This is a genomic window from Streptomyces sp. NPDC054783 (assembly GCF_053611725.1).
Genome location: NZ_JBSHAY010000007.1, coordinates 104,653 through 119,686, shown reverse-complemented (window position 1 = coordinate 119,686; position 15,034 = coordinate 104,653). Strand labels below are relative to the sequence as shown.

At 70.7% G+C, this 15,034-nt stretch carries 14 protein-coding genes and 1 tRNA gene; 6 read left to right on the top strand and 9 right to left on the bottom strand.

Translation table 11 applies throughout. The annotated features are described in order from the left end of the window. Positions 1-40 precede the first annotated feature (40 nt). A complete protein-coding gene (locus ACWGJ5_RS15290; protein ID WP_453310198.1) occupies positions 41-1,555 on the top strand; it encodes an MFS transporter in 1,515 nt (504 codons plus the stop codon). On the opposite strand, the gene ACWGJ5_RS15285 is transcribed toward ACWGJ5_RS15290, so the two are convergent. Then, positions 1,544-2,023, bottom strand: a complete 480-nt coding sequence (locus ACWGJ5_RS15285; RefSeq protein WP_453310197.1) for an N-acetyltransferase family protein — start codon at positions 2,021-2,023, stop codon at positions 1,544-1,546. The two genes, ACWGJ5_RS15290 and ACWGJ5_RS15285, sit on opposite strands and share 12 nt — an antisense overlap. A gap of 110 nt (positions 2,024-2,133) precedes the next feature. On the opposite strand from ACWGJ5_RS15285, the gene ACWGJ5_RS15280 reads away from it, so the two are divergent. After that, complete coding sequence (locus ACWGJ5_RS15280; RefSeq protein ID WP_453310196.1) at positions 2,134-2,787, top strand: rhomboid-like protein; 654 nt, start codon at positions 2,134-2,136, stop codon at positions 2,785-2,787. A gap of 10 nt (positions 2,788-2,797) precedes the next feature. Beyond that, positions 2,798-4,204 carry an NAD(P)/FAD-dependent oxidoreductase gene (locus tag ACWGJ5_RS15275; protein WP_453310195.1) on the top strand — a complete coding sequence of 469 codons (1,407 nt, stop codon included), beginning with the start codon at positions 2,798-2,800 and terminating at the stop codon, positions 4,202-4,204. 54 nt (positions 4,205-4,258) lie between these two features. On the opposite strand, the gene ACWGJ5_RS15270 is transcribed toward ACWGJ5_RS15275, so the two are convergent. Beyond that, positions 4,259-4,335, bottom strand: a tRNA-Thr gene (locus ACWGJ5_RS15270). 214 nt (positions 4,336-4,549) lie between these two features. On the opposite strand from ACWGJ5_RS15270, the gene ACWGJ5_RS15265 reads away from it, so the two are divergent. The 3 genes from ACWGJ5_RS15265 to ACWGJ5_RS15255 all read left to right on the top strand — a co-directional run bounded on the left by ACWGJ5_RS15265 (position 4,550) and on the right by ACWGJ5_RS15255 (position 7,229). Continuing rightward, a complete protein-coding gene (locus ACWGJ5_RS15265) occupies positions 4,550-5,686 on the top strand; it encodes an ABC transporter ATP-binding protein (RefSeq protein WP_228624473.1) in 1,137 nt (378 codons plus the stop codon). A gap of 238 nt (positions 5,687-5,924) precedes the next feature. Beyond that, positions 5,925-6,386, top strand: a complete 462-nt coding sequence (locus ACWGJ5_RS15260) for a hypothetical protein (RefSeq protein ID WP_453310194.1) — start codon at positions 5,925-5,927, stop codon at positions 6,384-6,386. 111 nt (positions 6,387-6,497) lie between these two features. After that, positions 6,498-7,229, top strand: coding sequence for a nucleotidyltransferase family protein (locus ACWGJ5_RS15255; protein WP_228624471.1), 732 nt, complete (start codon positions 6,498-6,500; stop codon positions 7,227-7,229). A gap of 116 nt (positions 7,230-7,345) precedes the next feature. Here the strand turns inward: ACWGJ5_RS15255 and ACWGJ5_RS15250 are convergent, their stop codons facing one another. The 7 genes from ACWGJ5_RS15250 to ACWGJ5_RS15220 all read right to left on the bottom strand — a co-directional run bounded on the left by ACWGJ5_RS15250 (position 7,346) and on the right by ACWGJ5_RS15220 (position 14,421). Then, positions 7,346-9,058 (bottom strand): DoxX family membrane protein, encoded by a 1,713-nt coding sequence (locus ACWGJ5_RS15250; protein ID WP_453310193.1) that lies wholly within the window; start codon positions 9,056-9,058, stop codon positions 7,346-7,348. 153 nt (positions 9,059-9,211) lie between these two features. Next, a complete protein-coding gene (gene rlmB, locus ACWGJ5_RS15245) occupies positions 9,212-10,153 on the bottom strand; it encodes a 23S rRNA (guanosine(2251)-2'-O)-methyltransferase RlmB (protein WP_453310192.1) in 942 nt (313 codons plus the stop codon). Between the two features lie 92 nt (positions 10,154-10,245). Then, a complete protein-coding gene (gene cysS / locus ACWGJ5_RS15240; protein ID WP_453310191.1) occupies positions 10,246-11,646 on the bottom strand; it encodes a cysteine--tRNA ligase in 1,401 nt (466 codons plus the stop codon). Between the two features lie 282 nt (positions 11,647-11,928). Beyond that, positions 11,929-12,333 carry a PPOX class F420-dependent oxidoreductase gene (locus ACWGJ5_RS15235; RefSeq protein WP_453310190.1) on the bottom strand — a complete coding sequence of 135 codons (405 nt, stop codon included), beginning with the start codon at positions 12,331-12,333 and terminating at the stop codon, positions 11,929-11,931. 86 nt (positions 12,334-12,419) lie between these two features. Next, positions 12,420-12,911, bottom strand: coding sequence for a 2-C-methyl-D-erythritol 2,4-cyclodiphosphate synthase (gene ispF, locus ACWGJ5_RS15230; protein WP_453310189.1), 492 nt, complete (start codon positions 12,909-12,911; stop codon positions 12,420-12,422). Then, positions 12,901-13,653: a 2-C-methyl-D-erythritol 4-phosphate cytidylyltransferase gene (ispD, locus tag ACWGJ5_RS15225; protein WP_453310188.1), complete on the bottom strand. Its 753-nt coding sequence runs from the start codon at positions 13,651-13,653 to the stop codon at positions 12,901-12,903. The genes ispF and ispD overlap by 11 nt, the downstream gene beginning before the upstream one ends. Before the next feature lie 285 nt (positions 13,654-13,938). Beyond that, on the bottom strand, positions 13,939-14,421 hold the full coding sequence (locus ACWGJ5_RS15220) for a CarD family transcriptional regulator (RefSeq protein ID WP_003953493.1): 483 nt from the start codon (positions 14,419-14,421) through the stop codon (positions 13,939-13,941). Between the last annotated feature and the right edge of the window lie 613 nt (positions 14,422-15,034).

Sequence of the window (15,034 nt, the reverse complement as noted above, 5' to 3'; positions counted from 1 at the left end):
CATGGATGCAATACGCCCGGATTCGTGGTCTTCTGGCCAGATGAGTATCGGCCGAACGGGTGAAGCCGGCCCCTTCCGGAAGACCCCCGAGGGGACCGATCCGCACCGCTGGTGGGGCCTCGTCGTCATAGCCCTCGCCCAGCTGATGGTCGTCCTGGACGCGACGATCGTGAACATCGCGCTCCCCTCCGCCCAGCACGCCCTGCACATGTCCGACGGCAACCGGCAGTGGGTGATCACCGCCTACACCCTCGCCTTCGGCGGCCTCCTCCTGCTCGGCGGCCGCATCGCCGACCTCGTCGGACGCAAACGCACCTTCGTCATCGGACTCATCGGCTTCGCCGTCGCCTCGGCCTTCGGCGGCGCCGCCACCAGCTCCGGCATGCTCTTCGGCGCCCGCGCGCTGCAGGGCGCCTTCGCCGCCGTCCTCGCGCCCTCCGCGCTCTCCCTGCTGACCACGACCTTCACCGACCCCCGCGAACGCGGCAAGGCCTTCGGCGTGTACGGCGCCCTCGCCGGCAGCGGCTCGGCGATCGGGTTCATCGTCGGCGGCCTGCTCACCGAGTACCTCAACTGGCGCTGGTGCCTGTACGTCAACGTGCCCATCGCCGTCCTCGCCGTGGTCGGCGCCTTCGCCCTCCTGCACGACCGCCCGGGCCACCGCGAGGCCGGCCTCGACGTGCCCGGCGTCCTGCTCGGCTGCGGCGGCCTCGTCGCGATCGTCTACGGCTTCAGCGAGGCGGAGCCGCGCGGCTGGAGCGACCCGCTGGTCCTCGCCCTCTTCGCGAGCGGGCTCCTCCTGCTCACCGCGTTCGTCTGGTGGCAGAACCGCGCCCCGAGCCCCCTGCTCCCGCTGCACATCATCAAGGACCGCAACCGCGCCGGCTGCTTCCTGACCATGATGCTCGCGACGATCGGCATGTTCGGCCTGTTCCTGTTCATGACCTACTACCTGCAGATCATCCTCGGCTACTCGCCGGTCAAAACGGGCCTCGCCTACCTGCCGCTCACCGCCGCGATCATCACCGGCTCCACGCAGATCTCCGCACGGCTGCTGCAGCATGTGGCACCGCGCATGCTCATGGCCCCCGGCATGGTCCTCGCCGCGGGCGGCATGACACTCCTCACCCGCATGACGGTCCACTCCTCCTACACCACCGAGATCCTGCCCGCCCTCATCCTCATGGGTCTCGGCATGGGCCTGACCTTCATGCCCGTGTTCGCCACCGCGACCTCCGGTGTCGCCCCCCGCGACTCCGGCGTCACCTCCGCGACCGTCAACACCTCACAGCAGGTGGGCGGTTCGATCGGCACGGCGCTGCTCAACACCATCGCCACCACCAGCAGCACCGCCTACATCACCGCCCACCTGCGCACCGGCGCGCCCAAGGCCCTCGTGGTCCCGGCCGGCGTGGTCCACGGCTACACCATCGCCATCTGGTGGGCGGCCGGCGTGATGCTCCTGGCGGGCCTGACGGCGGGCCTGATGGTCACGGCCAAGGCCCCGAAACACGGGGTGCCGGCCGACGCCCCGGTACCCGAGTCAGTGACCTGACCCCAACGCCGCCAGCGCCCCGTCCGTCAGCCGGTACACGGTCCACTCGTCCTGCGGACGGGCGCCCAGCGCCTCGTAGAACCCGATCGCGGGCCGGTTCCAGTCCAGCACCGACCACTCCAGCCGCCCGTACCCGCGCTCCACACAGATCCGCGCCAGCTCCGTCAGCAACGCCCGCCCGTGCCCGCCGCCGCGGGCACCGGGCCGGACGTACAGGTCCTCCAGGTAGATCCCGTGCACCCCACGCCAGGTCGAGAACTTCAGGAACCACAGCGCGAACCCCACGGCCTCGCCGGTGGTGTCGTCCACCGCCATGTGCGCGAACGCCGCCGGCCGCTCCCCGAACAGCGCCTCCCGCAGCTGCTCCTCGGTCGCCCGCGCCTCCTGCGGCGCCTTCTCGTACTCGGCCAGCTCACGGATCAGGGCATGGATGACGGGGACGTCGGCGGGCATCGCGGTACGAATCATGCGGCGAGGCTAACCCGTGAGCCGCCGGGCGATCTCCGGCCCGGGCCTCCGCGAGATCGCCGGGGATGTCAATCACGAACCGGACGATGCCGGCGTGCGTGAATCGGCTCATGCGAATCAACCGGGGCCTCGGCGGCGTATGGGCGTACATCCGCAGCGCTCCCGGCGCGTACGTGTGGCTGGCGGTCCTGTTCGTCACGACCGTCGCGCTGCACCAGATGTCGCCGGAGTTCGAGCAGCACTTCCTGCGGCAGCGGTCGACCAACATCCACGAACTGTCACACAACCCCGTACGGGTCCTCGTGGCCAGCGCGATGTGGATCGACAGCGGCCGCTGGCTCCCCTACGTCCTGCTGTACACCGTCTTCCACGCACCCGCCGAACGCTGGCTCGGCACGGCCCGCTGGTTCGCGGTGTGCGCCCTGGCGCACGTCCTGGCCACGCTCATCAGCGAGGGTGCCCTGCTGAAAGCCGTCCGCGACGGCATCGCCCCGCACTCCGCCGTCAACACCCTGGACATCGGCGTCAGTTACGCACTGGCCGGCGTCATCGGCGTCCTCACCTACCGCATCGCACCGCCCTGGCGCTACGCGTACCTCCTGGTCGTCCTCGTCGTCTTCACCCTGCCTCTGGCCGAAGGACGCACCTTCACCGAACTGGGCCACTTCGTCTCCGTACTGATCGGACTGGCCTGCTACCCCCTGACCAGAGGCCGCGGAAAAGCATGGAATCCGAAGGAGACACCGGCCGCGCCCAGGGGTTAACGTCCCGGCCATGAGCAGCTCGGCAAGCAGTGTCGTCAACGGCGGGATCTCCTTCTGGTACGCGGACGACGGCCTCCCCGCGGTACGCGAGCCACTGCCCGGGGACGCGACCGCCGACGTCGCGATCATCGGCGGCGGCTACACCGGCCTGTGGACCGCGTACTACCTGAAGAAGGCGGCCCCCTTCCTCCGCATCACCGTCCTGGAACAGAAGTTCTGCGGCTACGGCGCCTCCGGCCGCAACGGCGGCTGGCTCTACAACGGCATCGCCGGCCGCGACCGGTACGCCCGGCTGCACGGCCACGAAGCCGCCGTACGCCTGCAGAAGGCGATGAACGACACCGTCGCCGAGGTGGTCGCGGTGGCCGAGGCCGAGGGCATCGACGCCGACATCCAGCAGGGCGGCGTCCTCGAAGTGGCCACCACCCCCGCCCAACTGGCCCGTCTGAAGGCCTTCCACGAGCATGAGCTGTCGTACGGCGAGAAGGACCGGGAACTGTACGGCGCCCGGCAGACCGCCGAACGCATCCGCATCGCCGACGCGGTCGGCTCCACCTGGACCCCGCACGGCGCCCGCCTGCACCCCGTCAAGCTGGTCAAGGGCCTCGCGGCGGCGGTGGAGGCCCTCGGCGTCACGATCCACGAGTCGACCCCGGTCACCGGGATCCGCCCCAAGCACGCCGTCACCCCCTACGGCACCGTCCGCGCCCCCTACATCCTGCGCTGCACCGAGGGCTTCACCGCGTCCCTGAAGGGGCAGAGACGCACCTGGCTCCCCATGAACTCCTCCATGATCGCCACCGAGCCGCTGACCGAGGACCAGTGGGCGGCCATCGGCTGGGAGGGCCGCGAAACCCTCGGCGACATGGCCCACGCCTACATGTACGCCCAGCGCACCGCCGACGGCCGCATCGCCCTCGGCGGCCGGGGCATCCCGTACCGCTTCGGATCGAGGACGGACAACGACGGCCGCACGCAGGAGGCGACCGTCGAAGCCCTCCGGGAGATCCTGACCCGCTTCTTCCCGGCCCTCGCCGGAGTCCGCGTGACACACGCCTGGTCGGGCGTCCTCGGCGTGCCTCGCGACTGGTGCGCCACGGTGACCCTCGACCGCTCGACGGGCCTCGGCTGGGCCGGCGGCTACGTCGGCTCCGGCGTCGCCACCACCAACCTGGCCGCCCGCACCCTGCGCGACCTGGTCCGACAGGACTCCGGCCAGGGCGGCCGCACCGAGCTGACCGACCTGCCCTGGGTCAACCACAAGGTCCGCAAGTGGGAACCCGAACCCTTCCGCTGGCTCGGCGTCCACGGCATGTACGCCACCTACCGCACCGCCGACCAGCGCGAACGCCTGCGCCCGGGAACGGAGTCCTCCCGCCTGGCGAAGGCGGCGGACCGCGTGGCGGGGCGGCACTGAAGGGCCGACGTGACCGGGCCGACCTGAGGGAAACCCCAGGTCGGCCCGGTTGTCTGGAGCCCCCTGTCGGATTCGAACCGACGACCTTCGCTTTACAAGAGCGGCGCTCTGACCAGCTGAGCTAAGGAGGCGTGCACCTGGGTGCTCGTGCAGTGTACCCAGGTCCGCGACGGGTCCTGTCGAAAATTTCCGCGAAGTTCACAGTCATCGAGGTACTGACAGACGGGTGAACGCCAGGTACCCTCCTGAGCCAGTTCGCGCAGTTCACCCGTGTGGACTACACCAACCACCTTCCTACAACGGATCGTCCGGCACGTTCCTGCCGGTAGAAGGGGGCCCATCACCATGGCCACTGTCACGTTCGACAAGGCGACCCGGATCTACCCGGGTTCCACCAAGCCCGCCGTCGACTCGCTCGACATCGCGATCGAGGACGGCGAGTTCCTCGTCCTGGTCGGCCCGTCGGGTTGCGGAAAGTCCACCTCGCTGCGGATGCTCGCGGGGCTGGAGGACGTCAACGCCGGTGCCATCCGCATCGGTGACCGCGACGTCACGCACCTGCCGCCCAAGGACCGGGACATCGCCATGGTGTTTCAGAACTACGCCCTCTACCCGCACATGACGGTCGCCGACAACATGGGCTTCGCGCTCAAGATCGCGGGCGTCAACAAGGCGGAGATCCGGCAGAAGGTCGAGGAGGCCGCGAAGATCCTCGACCTCACCGAGTACCTGGACCGCAAGCCGAAGGCGCTCTCCGGCGGTCAGCGCCAGCGTGTGGCCATGGGCCGCGCGATCGTGCGTGAGCCGCAGGTCTTCCTCATGGACGAGCCGCTGTCCAACCTGGACGCCAAGCTCCGTGTCTCGACCCGTACGCAGATCGCGTCGCTGCAGCGCCGGCTCGGCATCACCACCGTCTACGTCACCCACGACCAGGTCGAGGCCATGACGATGGGCGACCGGGTGGCCGTGCTCAAGGACGGCCTCCTGCAGCAGGTGGACTCGCCGCGGAACATGTACGACAAGCCCGCGAACCTCTTCGTCGCCGGTTTCATCGGCTCCCCGGCCATGAACCTGGTCGAGGTCCCGATCACCGACGGCGGCGTGAAGTTCGGCAACAGCGTCGTCCCGGTCAACCGGGAGGCGCTGAAGGCCGCCAGCGACAGGGGGGACCGCACGGTGACCGTGGGCGTCCGGCCCGAGCACTTCGACGTGGTCGAGCTGGGCGGCGGCGCGGCCGCCTCCCTGACGAAGGACAGCGCGGACGCCCCGGCCGGTCTCGCCGTCTCCGTGAACGTCGTCGAGGAGCTCGGCGCCGACGGCTACGTCTACGGCACCGCCGAGGTCGGCGACGAGGTCAAGGACCTGGTCGTGCGCGTCAACGGCCGCCAGGTCCCGGAGAAGGGCTCCACGCTGCACGTGGTGCCGCGGCCGGGCGAGATCCACGTGTTCTCGACGTCCACGGGTGAGCGCCTCTCCGACTGAGTGCGTGCACGGCGACTGAGCTGCGCGTTTGCGCCGAGTTGACGAAAGGGGCCCCGCGGAGTGCCGCGGGGCCCCTTTCGTGTGGTTTGTAAGCCTGGATATACCCCGGATATACCCCGGCACAGCAATCATTCCGGGCGGGTCGCGTCAACCCCTTACCCAGGAAGTGGCACCACTTCATCCCCCGAAGGGGTGACTAAATGTCGCCAAATCATTACCCCGCGCTACCCTCACACGCGTGAAGCACTCCACCAACCCTCAGACGCGACGCGGCCACCGGGGCGGCCCTGCCCGCCGGATCGGCCGCACTCTCGCCCTCGTCCTGCCCGTCGTCCTGGTGCTCTCCGGGACCCTCGCGGTGACCCGGGTCAACTGGACGGGAAGCCCCTCCAGCTCGGCGCTGGCCGCCTCGGACGTCTCCGCGGCGGCGGTCTCCGACAAGGCGGTCGCCCGCGCCCCGCAGGACGTGCTCCGCGACCAGCTGATGAGCGAGCTGCAGGACGAGAACCCCGGGGTCGTCCTCACCCACCTCCAGCAGGCCGTCAACGGACACCCCTCGCTGGCCCGGCACTGCTCCGCCATCGCCCGCGCGCTGGGCCAGGCCGCCGTGCGCATCTACGGCGCCCCGCGCGCCCAGTCCTACGCCCGCCCGGTGTGCGACACGGCGTTCGCCTCGGGCGTGCTCGCCGCGCACAGCTGAACACCGGATGCGCCGGGACGTCGGTGACGGCTCCTGCAAGTTCCGGTCAATCACCCTAGAGGGTTCCCAACCGTCGGCCGAGCCGAGCGGGGCGCCACGTACAGTGCGGTCATGACCCATCCCAACGCCGCGTCGCGCCCCACTCAAGCCGTGGTCCTGGCCGGTGGCCAGGGCTCCCGGCTGCGTCCCTACACCGACGACCGGCCCAAGCCGATGGTCGAGATCCCCGGCACGGGCACTCCGATCATCGGCCATCAGCTGACCTGGCTCGCCGAGGAAGGCGTGACCGACGTGGTGGTCTCCTGCGGCCACCTCGCCGACGTCCTGCAGAAGTGGCTGGACTCCGCCGACCTGCCCGTCTCCGTCACCACCGTCGTGGAGACCGAGCCCCTCGGCCGTGGCGGCGGCCTCAAGTACGCCGCAGCGCACCTTCCCCGCCCCGACCGGCCCTGGTACGCCACCAACGGCGACATCTGGACCCGCTTCTCCCTGCGGGACATGGCCGACTTCCACACCGAGCGGGATGCCCTCGCGACCCTGGCTCTGGCCCGGCCGCGGATCCCCTGGGGCGCGGTGAAGACCGACGGGTTCGGTCACATCACCGACTTCATCGAGGCCCCGCCGTCGACGTTCGAGATCAACGCCGGCGTGTACGTCTTCTCGCCCGAGTTCGCCGAGTTGCTGCCCGAGCGGGGCGATCACGAGCGGACCACGTTCCCCGGGCTGGCCCGGGAGCGGAAGCTCGCCGGGTTCCCCATTCCGCAGGGGGCCTACTGGCGGGCCATCGACACGGCGAAGGATCTGACGGAAGCGGCCAGGGAACTGGCGGCCCTGGGGCGGTAGGCCTCCTCGTACCGCATCGGTCAGCCTCTCCGTATCGCATCAGCAAGCACCCCGTACCTCATGCAGAAAGGGCCCCGTACCTCCTTTGGTACGGGGCCCTCCCATCTCTCGTGCCGTCAGCCCAGCAGGCCGCCCACCAGGCCCGTCTGGCCGGAGGACGAGGAACCGCCGGAGCCGGACGTGCCGCCCGACGTGCCGCCGGAGCTGGACGAGCCGCCGGAACTGGTCGGGCCGGCCGTCGTGCTCGGGGCGCCGCCCGTCGGGGAGGACTGGCGGGGCGGGGTCTGGCCCATGGTGCCCTGGGTCTGGCTGGGGGTCGTGGTCGTACCGCCGGCACTGCGGGTGGCGCCCGGGGTCGTCGCCGCGCCGGAGGGGCTCGCTCCGGCCGTGGCGCCGCCCGTGGGCGAGGTGGAGGCCGCCGGGGTCTTCCTGTGCTGTCGGCCGGGCTCCTGGGGGACCGAGGAGCCGGGGAGGTTGTTGCGGGGGGCCTCGCCCGGGCCGGGGACGATGACGCGGCTGGAGTCGCGTACGGCACCGCCGAGCAGGGAGCCGGCGAGCAGGGTGAGGCCGACGGTGACGATCGTGATCAGGGCGCCGCGGCGCAGGACGTGGCGGCGCAGGTCCCAGATGTCGGCGCGGGGGCCGAGGCGGCGCCAGGCGCCGCCGGCGAGGCGGCCGTCCACGGAGTAGACGGGGGCGCCGGCGATGATCAGCGGGGACCAGGCGGCCATGTAGATGATGTCGGGGGCGTCGTAGGCGGGGACCGTCTTCCAGCTGACGGTCACGATGAGGGCGGCGGACAGCAGGGCGCCCAGCACCGCGGCGACGCGCTGCCAGCAGCCGAGGATGGTCAGGACGCCGACGACCACCTGGAGGAAGGCGATGACCAGCCCGGAGCCGACGGGGTGGTGGAGGGCGAACTGGCGCAGCGGCTCGGCGACGGCCCAGGGGTGCAGGGTGTTGAGCCACTTGACCATCGAGCCGCGCTTGCCGCCGTCGAAGTAGACGGGGTCGCACAGCTTGCCCATGCCGGCGTAGATGGAGATGAAGCCCAGGAAGATGCGGAGCGGGAGCAGGACCACGCCCAGGTTCATCCGGCGGCCGGGGAAGTAGGCGTGCCGGGCCGGGTCGTCTCCCTGGCGGCGGGCGGGGCGCGGGGCGTCGAGGTCGGAGGGGTCGGCGTACTCGTCGTAGCCGTCTTGGTCGTCGTAGCCGTCGTAGCCGTCGCGACCGTCTTGGTCGTCGTACGACTCGAAACCGGTGTCGGGGTAGGGGGGTTCGTCGTAGGCGCCGCCGACCGTGCGCATGTGCGGCAGGAGGCGGGTGCCGTCGCGGGCCGTGCGCTGGTGGCCCACGACCGGGCTCTCGACCGTCTGGCCGAGGTCGTCGTAGGCGTCGGCGTAGTCGGTGTCGACGCGTGGGATGACCTGGGTGGCGCCGGGCTCGGGCTCTTCGGCGTGGCGGACGCTGCTGCCCCGCACGGCCTGGAGGAGGCGGTGGGCGCCGGTGTCGTCGGGGGCGGACTTGCCGCTCCACACGACGGGGCGGCGGCGGCCGGCGGCGGCGACGCCCGGCCGGCCCGCCGTGCCCACGACGGGCATCCGGGCGGTGTCCTGGGCGGCGCTCAGATGCCGGGCGATCCGCGGGGATTGGGTGCGCTTCGCCGACGCGCCCAGCTGCACGCGGAAGCTGGCGTGATTGACGATGACCTGCGCCGGATCGCTCGGCACCTTCACCATGCTCAGCGCGGGAGCCTCGTCGGACCCGGACTGGAATCCCGACGAGCGTCCCCCCGTGGGTGTGCGGGGTGTTCTGGTGTCCACACTCATCTAACCGAGCGACGTGGAGTTAGGACACTGCTTGGACCGGGCGGATGTGTCCGGACCCCGTCAAAGCGGCGCCGAACGCCATATGGACGCCAGAATTACCCCGCAAGGGTGAAATTCCGGACGGGTGTTCAGTCCCGTCGGCATGGCGCCGCGTCAGCTGCGCCTGCGCGCCGCCTCGTACAGGACGATCCCGGCCGCGACACCCGCGTTCAGCGACTCCGCGCCACCGGGCATCGGGATGCGGACGCGGAAGTCGCAGGTTTCGCCGACCAGGCGGGACAGGCCCTTGCCCTCGCTGCCGACGACGATGACGACCGGGCCGTCCAGCGCCTGGAGGGCGCCCAGTTCGACCTCGCCGTCCGCCGCCAGGCCCACGACCGTGATACCGGCCTTCTTGTACGCCTCCAGGGCGCGGGTGAGGTTGGTGGCGCGGGCGACCGGGGTGCGGGCGGCCGCACCGGCGGAGGTCTTCCAGGCGCCGGCGGTCATACCCGCCGAGCGGCGCTCGGGCACGACCACGCCGTGGCCGCCGAAGGCGGAGACGGAGCGGATGACCGCGCCGAGGTTGCGCGGGTCGGTGACGCCGTCCAGGGCGACGATCAGCGGGTCCTCGGACTCGTCGTAGGCGGCTTCGGCGAGGTCCTCGGGGTGCGCGTACTCGTACGGCGGGACCTGCAGGACGAGGCCCTGGTGGTTGAGGCCGTTCGTCATGCGGTCCAGCTCGGGACGCGGGGCCTCCATCAGGTTGATGCCGCCGCGCTCGGCGGCGAGCTGGAGGGCCTCGCGGACGCGCTCGTCGTTGTCGATGAACTGCTGGACGTAGAGCGTGGAGGCGGGCACGCCCTCGCGGAGCGCCTCGACCACCGGGTTGCGGCCGACGACGAACTCGGAGGCCGACTTGCCGCCGCCCCGGCGCTGCTGCGGGCGGCCCTGGGCGCGGCGGACCTTGGCCGCGGCGGCGCGCTGCTTGGCGTGGCCCTTGCGCATCTCGGCGGGCGGGGTCGGGCCCTTGCCCTCCAGGCCCCGGCGCCGCTGGCCGCCGCTGCCGACCTGCGCGCCCTTCTTGCCGGACATGCGGCGGTTGTTCGCGGCCATGACCTACCTGTTCTCTGCGAAAAAGTGTGTGTACGTCTATGCAGTGTGCCGCCCGGGCCCCCGGGCGGCACAATCGATCAAGGGCCGGGGGCCTACCGGGACCCGAGGGTCCAGCGTGGGCCCTGCGGGCTGTCCTCGATGACCAGGCCCGACTGGTTCAGCTGGTCGCGGATGGCGTCGGCGGTGGCCCAGTCCTTGCGGGCGCGGGCGGACTCGCGCTGGTCGAGGACGAGCCGGACGAGGCTGTCGACCACGCCGTGCAGGTCCTCGCCCTTGTCGGACTCCCCCGCCCACTGCTCGTCGAGCGGGTCGAGGCCGAGGACGGCGAGCATGGCCCGTACCTCGGCGAGGCGGGCGACGGCGGCGTCCTTGTCGTCGGCGGCCAGCGCGCTGTTGCCCTGCCGGACGGTGGTGTGCACGACGGCGAGGGCCTGCGGCACGCCCAGGTCGTCGTCCATCGCCTCGGCGAAGGCGGGCGGGACCTCGGCGGCCGGTTCGACGGTCTTGCCGGCCAGCTCGGTCACGCGCTGCACGAAGCCCTCGATCCGCGCGAACGCCGACTCGGCCTCGCGCAGCGACTCCTCGCTGTACTCGATCATCGAGCGGTAGTGCGGGGTGCCGAGGTAGTAGCGCAGCACGATCGGCCGCCACCGCTTGACCATCTCGCTCACGAGCACGCTGTTGCCGAGCGACTTGGACATCTTGTCGCCGGCCATGGTCACCCAGGCGTTGTGCACCCAGTACTGCGCGAAGTCGTCGCCGTAGGCCTTGGCCTGGGCGATCTCGTTCTCGTGGTGCGGGAAGATCAGGTCGAGGCCGCCGCCGTGGATGTCGAAGGCGGTGCCCAGGTACTTGTGGGCCATGGCCGAGCACTCCAGGTGCCAGCCGGGGCGCCCCTCTCCCCACGGCGTCGGCCAGGTCGGCTCGCCCGGCTTCGCCGCCTTCCACATGGCGAAGTCGCGCGGGTCCCGCTTGCCGGTCTCGCCCTCGCCGGAGGGCTGGAGCAGGTTGTCCAGCTCCTGCCGGGACAGCTCCAGGTACCGCGGGAAGGACCGTACGTCGAAGTAGACGTTGCCGTCGGCCGCGTAGGCGTGCCCGCGGTCGATGAGGCGCTGCATCATCTCGACCATCTCGGTGATGTGGCCGGTGGCGCGCGGCTCGTAGGTCGGCGGCAGGCAGCCGAGGGCGGTGTAGCCCTCGTTGAACGCACGTTCGTTCTCGTACCCGATCGACCACCAGGGCCGGCTCTGCTCCTGGGCCTTGGTGATGATCTTGTCGTCGATGTCCGTGACGTTCCTGACGAAGGTCGCGTCATAGCCGCGGTACGTGAACCACCGGCGCATGATGTCGAAGTTGAGGCCCGACCGGATGTGCCCGATGTGGGGTGCGGCCTGCACGGTGGCGCCACACAGGTAGATCGAGACACAGCCCGGCGTGAGCGGGGTGAAGTCACGGATCTGCCGGGCGCTGGTGTCGTACAGGCGAATGGTCACCACTCCAGGGTAGTGGGCGCCGGATGGTGCCTCGTCCCGCTTGCCTCAGAACATGCCCACGACCTTCTCCGGGGTCACCCTGACGATCACACGGTCGGCGTCGGCGGAGGCCGGTTGCCCCGTCCGACAGCGGGCTCCGCCCGCGGGCGGCGTACCTCTCGCGAGTGCACCACACGCCCTGCTTGCCGGCGCCCTGCACGCCCAGCCCGCCCAGCCCGCCGACACTCGGCCCACCGACACCAGCCCGCCGGCCAACAGCCCACGACCGCACCGGACGCACCCTCAGAACATGCCCACGACCTTCTCCGGGGTCACCCTGACGATCACACGGTCGGCGTCGTTGGCGGAGGCCGGGTTGAACTCGGCGTACTTCTTGCCGGTGTACTTCAGTGACAGCTCGTCGATCAGTTCCTCGGCGCCCTGTGTGGCGAGCTCCGCGGTGCCCCGGATCTCGCCGTAGAAGTACGGCATCTCGGGGTCCTGGACGACGACGCTCACCCGGGGGTCGCGGTCGAGGTTCTTCTTCTTGCGGCGGTCGACGGTCGTGGAGAACAGGATCTGGTCACCGTCCCGCTTCACCCACACCGGGGACAGCTGCGGGCGGCCGTCCGGCTGGATCGTGCCGACCACGATGAAGATGGGACCGTCGAGCAGGGACTTGAGCCGGTCGGGCAGGGCGGCGGGCATGGGTACCTCCTTAAGTCAGCGGTGACTCTCCGGGTACCCTCGCACGCTCTGCGCTCACCCGCACCACGAGCGGCCCGACGACGGCCTCAGCCCGTACGGGCCACCAGTGCCGTCGCCACCGCCATCAGGCCCTCCTCGCGGCCCGGGAAGCCGAGGCCGTCCGTCGTGGCGCCCGAGACGGAGACGGGCGCGCCGGCCGCCTCGGAGAGGATCTTCTGGGCCTCGTCCCGGCGCTTGCCGATCTTCGGGCGGGGGCCGACCACCTGGACGGCGATGTTGCCGATGGTGAAGCCGGCCTCGCGGACGATCCGGGCGGCCTCCGTCAGGAGGGACACCCCGGACGCGCCGGACCATTCCGGGCGGCCGGTGCCGAACTGCTGTCCCAGGTCACCGAGGCCGGCGGCGGAGAAGAGGGCGTTGCAGGCGGCGTGGGCGACGACGTCCGCGTCGGAGTGCCCGGCCAGGCCCGGCCCCTCGCCCTCCCACCGCAGGCCCGCGCACCACAGCTCGCGGCCCTCCTCGAAGGCGTGGATGTCGGTGCCGATGCCCACCTGCGGCAACAGGTGCTCAGAAGCCATCGTTCAGCCTCCTGCGGGCCAGGACCGCCTCGGCGAGGACCAGGTCGAGGGGGCGGGTGACCTTGAAGGCCTCCTCGTGCCCGGGCACGGCGACGACCGTCAGGCCCAGCTGCTCGACCATGCTCGCGTCGTCGGTGACGTTGTCGGTGACCGTCTCGTGGGCGCGGATCAGGGTCGCCCGGTCGAAGCCCTGGGGTGTCTGTACGGCGCGCAGGCGGGCCCGTTCCGGGGTGGCGACGACCGGCTCGGGCTCGCCGGCCTCGGCGGCGGGCTCGACCTCCTTGACGGTGTCGGCCAGCGGGAGCGCGGGCACGACGGCGGGGGCGCCCGCGCGTACGGCCTCGATGACGGCGTCGACCGTGTCGACCGGGACGAGGGGGCGGGCCGCGTCGTGGACGAGGACGACGCCGTACTCGGGGGGAAGCGCGTCGAGGCCGAGCCTGACCGATTCCTGGCGGGAGTCCCCGCCGGGGACGACCAGGAAGTCGGTCCGCTCGGGCAGGGCGTGCGCGTCGAGCAGGGACTTGACCTCGGCGGCGCCGTCCGGCGGGGCCACGACGATCACCAGGGAGACATGGCGGGACGCGGCGAGCGCGCGGACCGCGTGGATGAGCATCGGCGTGCCGTTCAGCGCGCGGAGCGCCTTGGGGGCGCCCGGACCGAGCCGTACGCCCCGGCCGGCGGCCGGAATCACGGCGGCGACGGGGGTCTGCGCGGGCGAAGGGCGCGATTCGTCAGACATCGGTTCCTGTCAGGTTTGTGTGCTCGACCTAGGTGGGTATGGCCTGGAGGAGTGCCGGGCGCGCGCCTTGACCGGACCCTTTCCGTGACCCTGGTCGAGCCATCCGCCCGGGCCCGGCACGTCAAGTATCGGGGGCTTTTCCACCGGCCTCCCCGAGGCACCCGCCCGCGGGGACGAACATGCCGCAGCGCCCGGCGACATGGTCCGTGTCATCGGGCACCGCGGCATTTCACTGCGCTGAACATGCTGAGCGTGTCGGAGGCGAAGGTTCGCCGCCGTGGCGCGTCAGGAGGCGAGCACCTCGTCGAGCAGGGCCTCGGCCTTGTCCTCGTTCGTGTTCTCCGCGAGAGCCAGCTCGCTCACCAGGATCTGGCGGGCCTTGGCGAGCATGCGCTTCTCACCGGCGGAGAGCCCTCGCTCGCGCTCACGACGCCACAGGTCACGCACGACTTCCGCGACCTTGATGACATCGCCGGAGGCGAGCTTCTCCAGGTTTGCCTTGTAACGACGGGACCAGTTCGTGGGCTCCTCGGCATACGGCGCGCGCAGCACCTCGAAGACCCGGTCCAGCCCGTCCTGACCGACCACATCACGCACGCCCACGAACTCAGCATTGTCCGCTGGCACACGTACCGTCAGGTCACCCTGGGCGACCTTCAGCACCAAGTAGGTCTTGTCCACGCCTTTGATCTGGCGAGTTTCGATGGCCTCGATCAGCGCGGCCCCGTGATGGGGATAGACCACGGTGTCGCCAACCTTGAACGTCATGTGACAGGTACCCCTTCCGTGGCTATCCAGGGTAACACGGATACGGCGTGTTCTGAATGGCGTTTTCGCAGGTCAGGGCATATCTCGGGGCTTGACAACTGCGACAGGAACGTGCTGCGAGGGGCCTGCGGAAGCGGGAATTCGCAGGTGGGAGGGGCTCTTCGGGCGAGGTGAAACACGTGCGTCACACACCCCGGGAGCCGTCTCCAAGTGGATGAACGTCCCGATTTGCCCGCTTCCAAGCGTACGACTTCCGCTACTCCGTTCGGTGACCCGAGGCCGATCCCGGGCCGATTCCGGAATTGATCAACGGTTGCCGGGAGGGGTGCGCGTGATCAATATCCAGGGCGGTCATCGGGGCGGTCATCGAGGCGGTCATCGAGGGCTCGCGCATTCCTTCACGGAAATTTTGCGCGTGGTTATGTGAATGGCGGACGAGCGCTCGGCAAAGTGACTGGAGAGTCACCTGTGACAGCAGAGACGAAGGTTCCCCGGTACCTCCAGCCGGAGGGAAGCCGGGGGCTTGGGGAGGGTCGGGTGCGGCGGCCCGGGAACGGCTCGGTAACCTAAGGCCGCTGACAGACACTTAGGGTGGCTTTATCAGGGGAGCCGC

Excerpts from the sequence above, each read along its gene's own strand:
- ACWGJ5_RS15290 (WP_453310198.1), top strand. The coding sequence starts at position 41 with ATGAGTATCGGCCGAACGGGTGAAGCCGGCCCCTTCCGGAAGACCCCC.
- ACWGJ5_RS15285 (WP_453310197.1), bottom strand. The coding sequence starts at position 2,023 with ATGATTCGTACCGCGATGCCCGCCGACGTCCCCGTCATCCATGCCCTG.
- ACWGJ5_RS15280 (WP_453310196.1), top strand. The coding sequence starts at position 2,134 with ATGCGAATCAACCGGGGCCTCGGCGGCGTATGGGCGTACATCCGCAGC.
- ACWGJ5_RS15275 (WP_453310195.1), top strand. The coding sequence starts at position 2,798 with ATGAGCAGCTCGGCAAGCAGTGTCGTCAACGGCGGGATCTCCTTCTGG.
- ACWGJ5_RS15265 (WP_228624473.1), top strand. The coding sequence starts at position 4,550 with ATGGCCACTGTCACGTTCGACAAGGCGACCCGGATCTACCCGGGTTCC.
- ACWGJ5_RS15255 (WP_228624471.1), top strand. The coding sequence starts at position 6,498 with ATGACCCATCCCAACGCCGCGTCGCGCCCCACTCAAGCCGTGGTCCTG.
- ACWGJ5_RS15250 (WP_453310193.1), bottom strand. The coding sequence starts at position 9,058 with ATGAGTGTGGACACCAGAACACCCCGCACACCCACGGGGGGACGCTCG.
- rlmB (WP_453310192.1), bottom strand. The coding sequence starts at position 10,153 with ATGGCCGCGAACAACCGCCGCATGTCCGGCAAGAAGGGCGCGCAGGTC.
- ACWGJ5_RS15235 (WP_453310190.1), bottom strand. The coding sequence starts at position 12,333 with ATGCCCGCCGCCCTGCCCGACCGGCTCAAGTCCCTGCTCGACGGTCCC.
- ispF (WP_453310189.1), bottom strand. The coding sequence starts at position 12,911 with ATGGCTTCTGAGCACCTGTTGCCGCAGGTGGGCATCGGCACCGACATC.
- ispD (WP_453310188.1), bottom strand. The coding sequence starts at position 13,653 with ATGTCTGACGAATCGCGCCCTTCGCCCGCGCAGACCCCCGTCGCCGCC.
- ACWGJ5_RS15220 (WP_003953493.1), bottom strand. The coding sequence starts at position 14,421 with ATGACGTTCAAGGTTGGCGACACCGTGGTCTATCCCCATCACGGGGCC.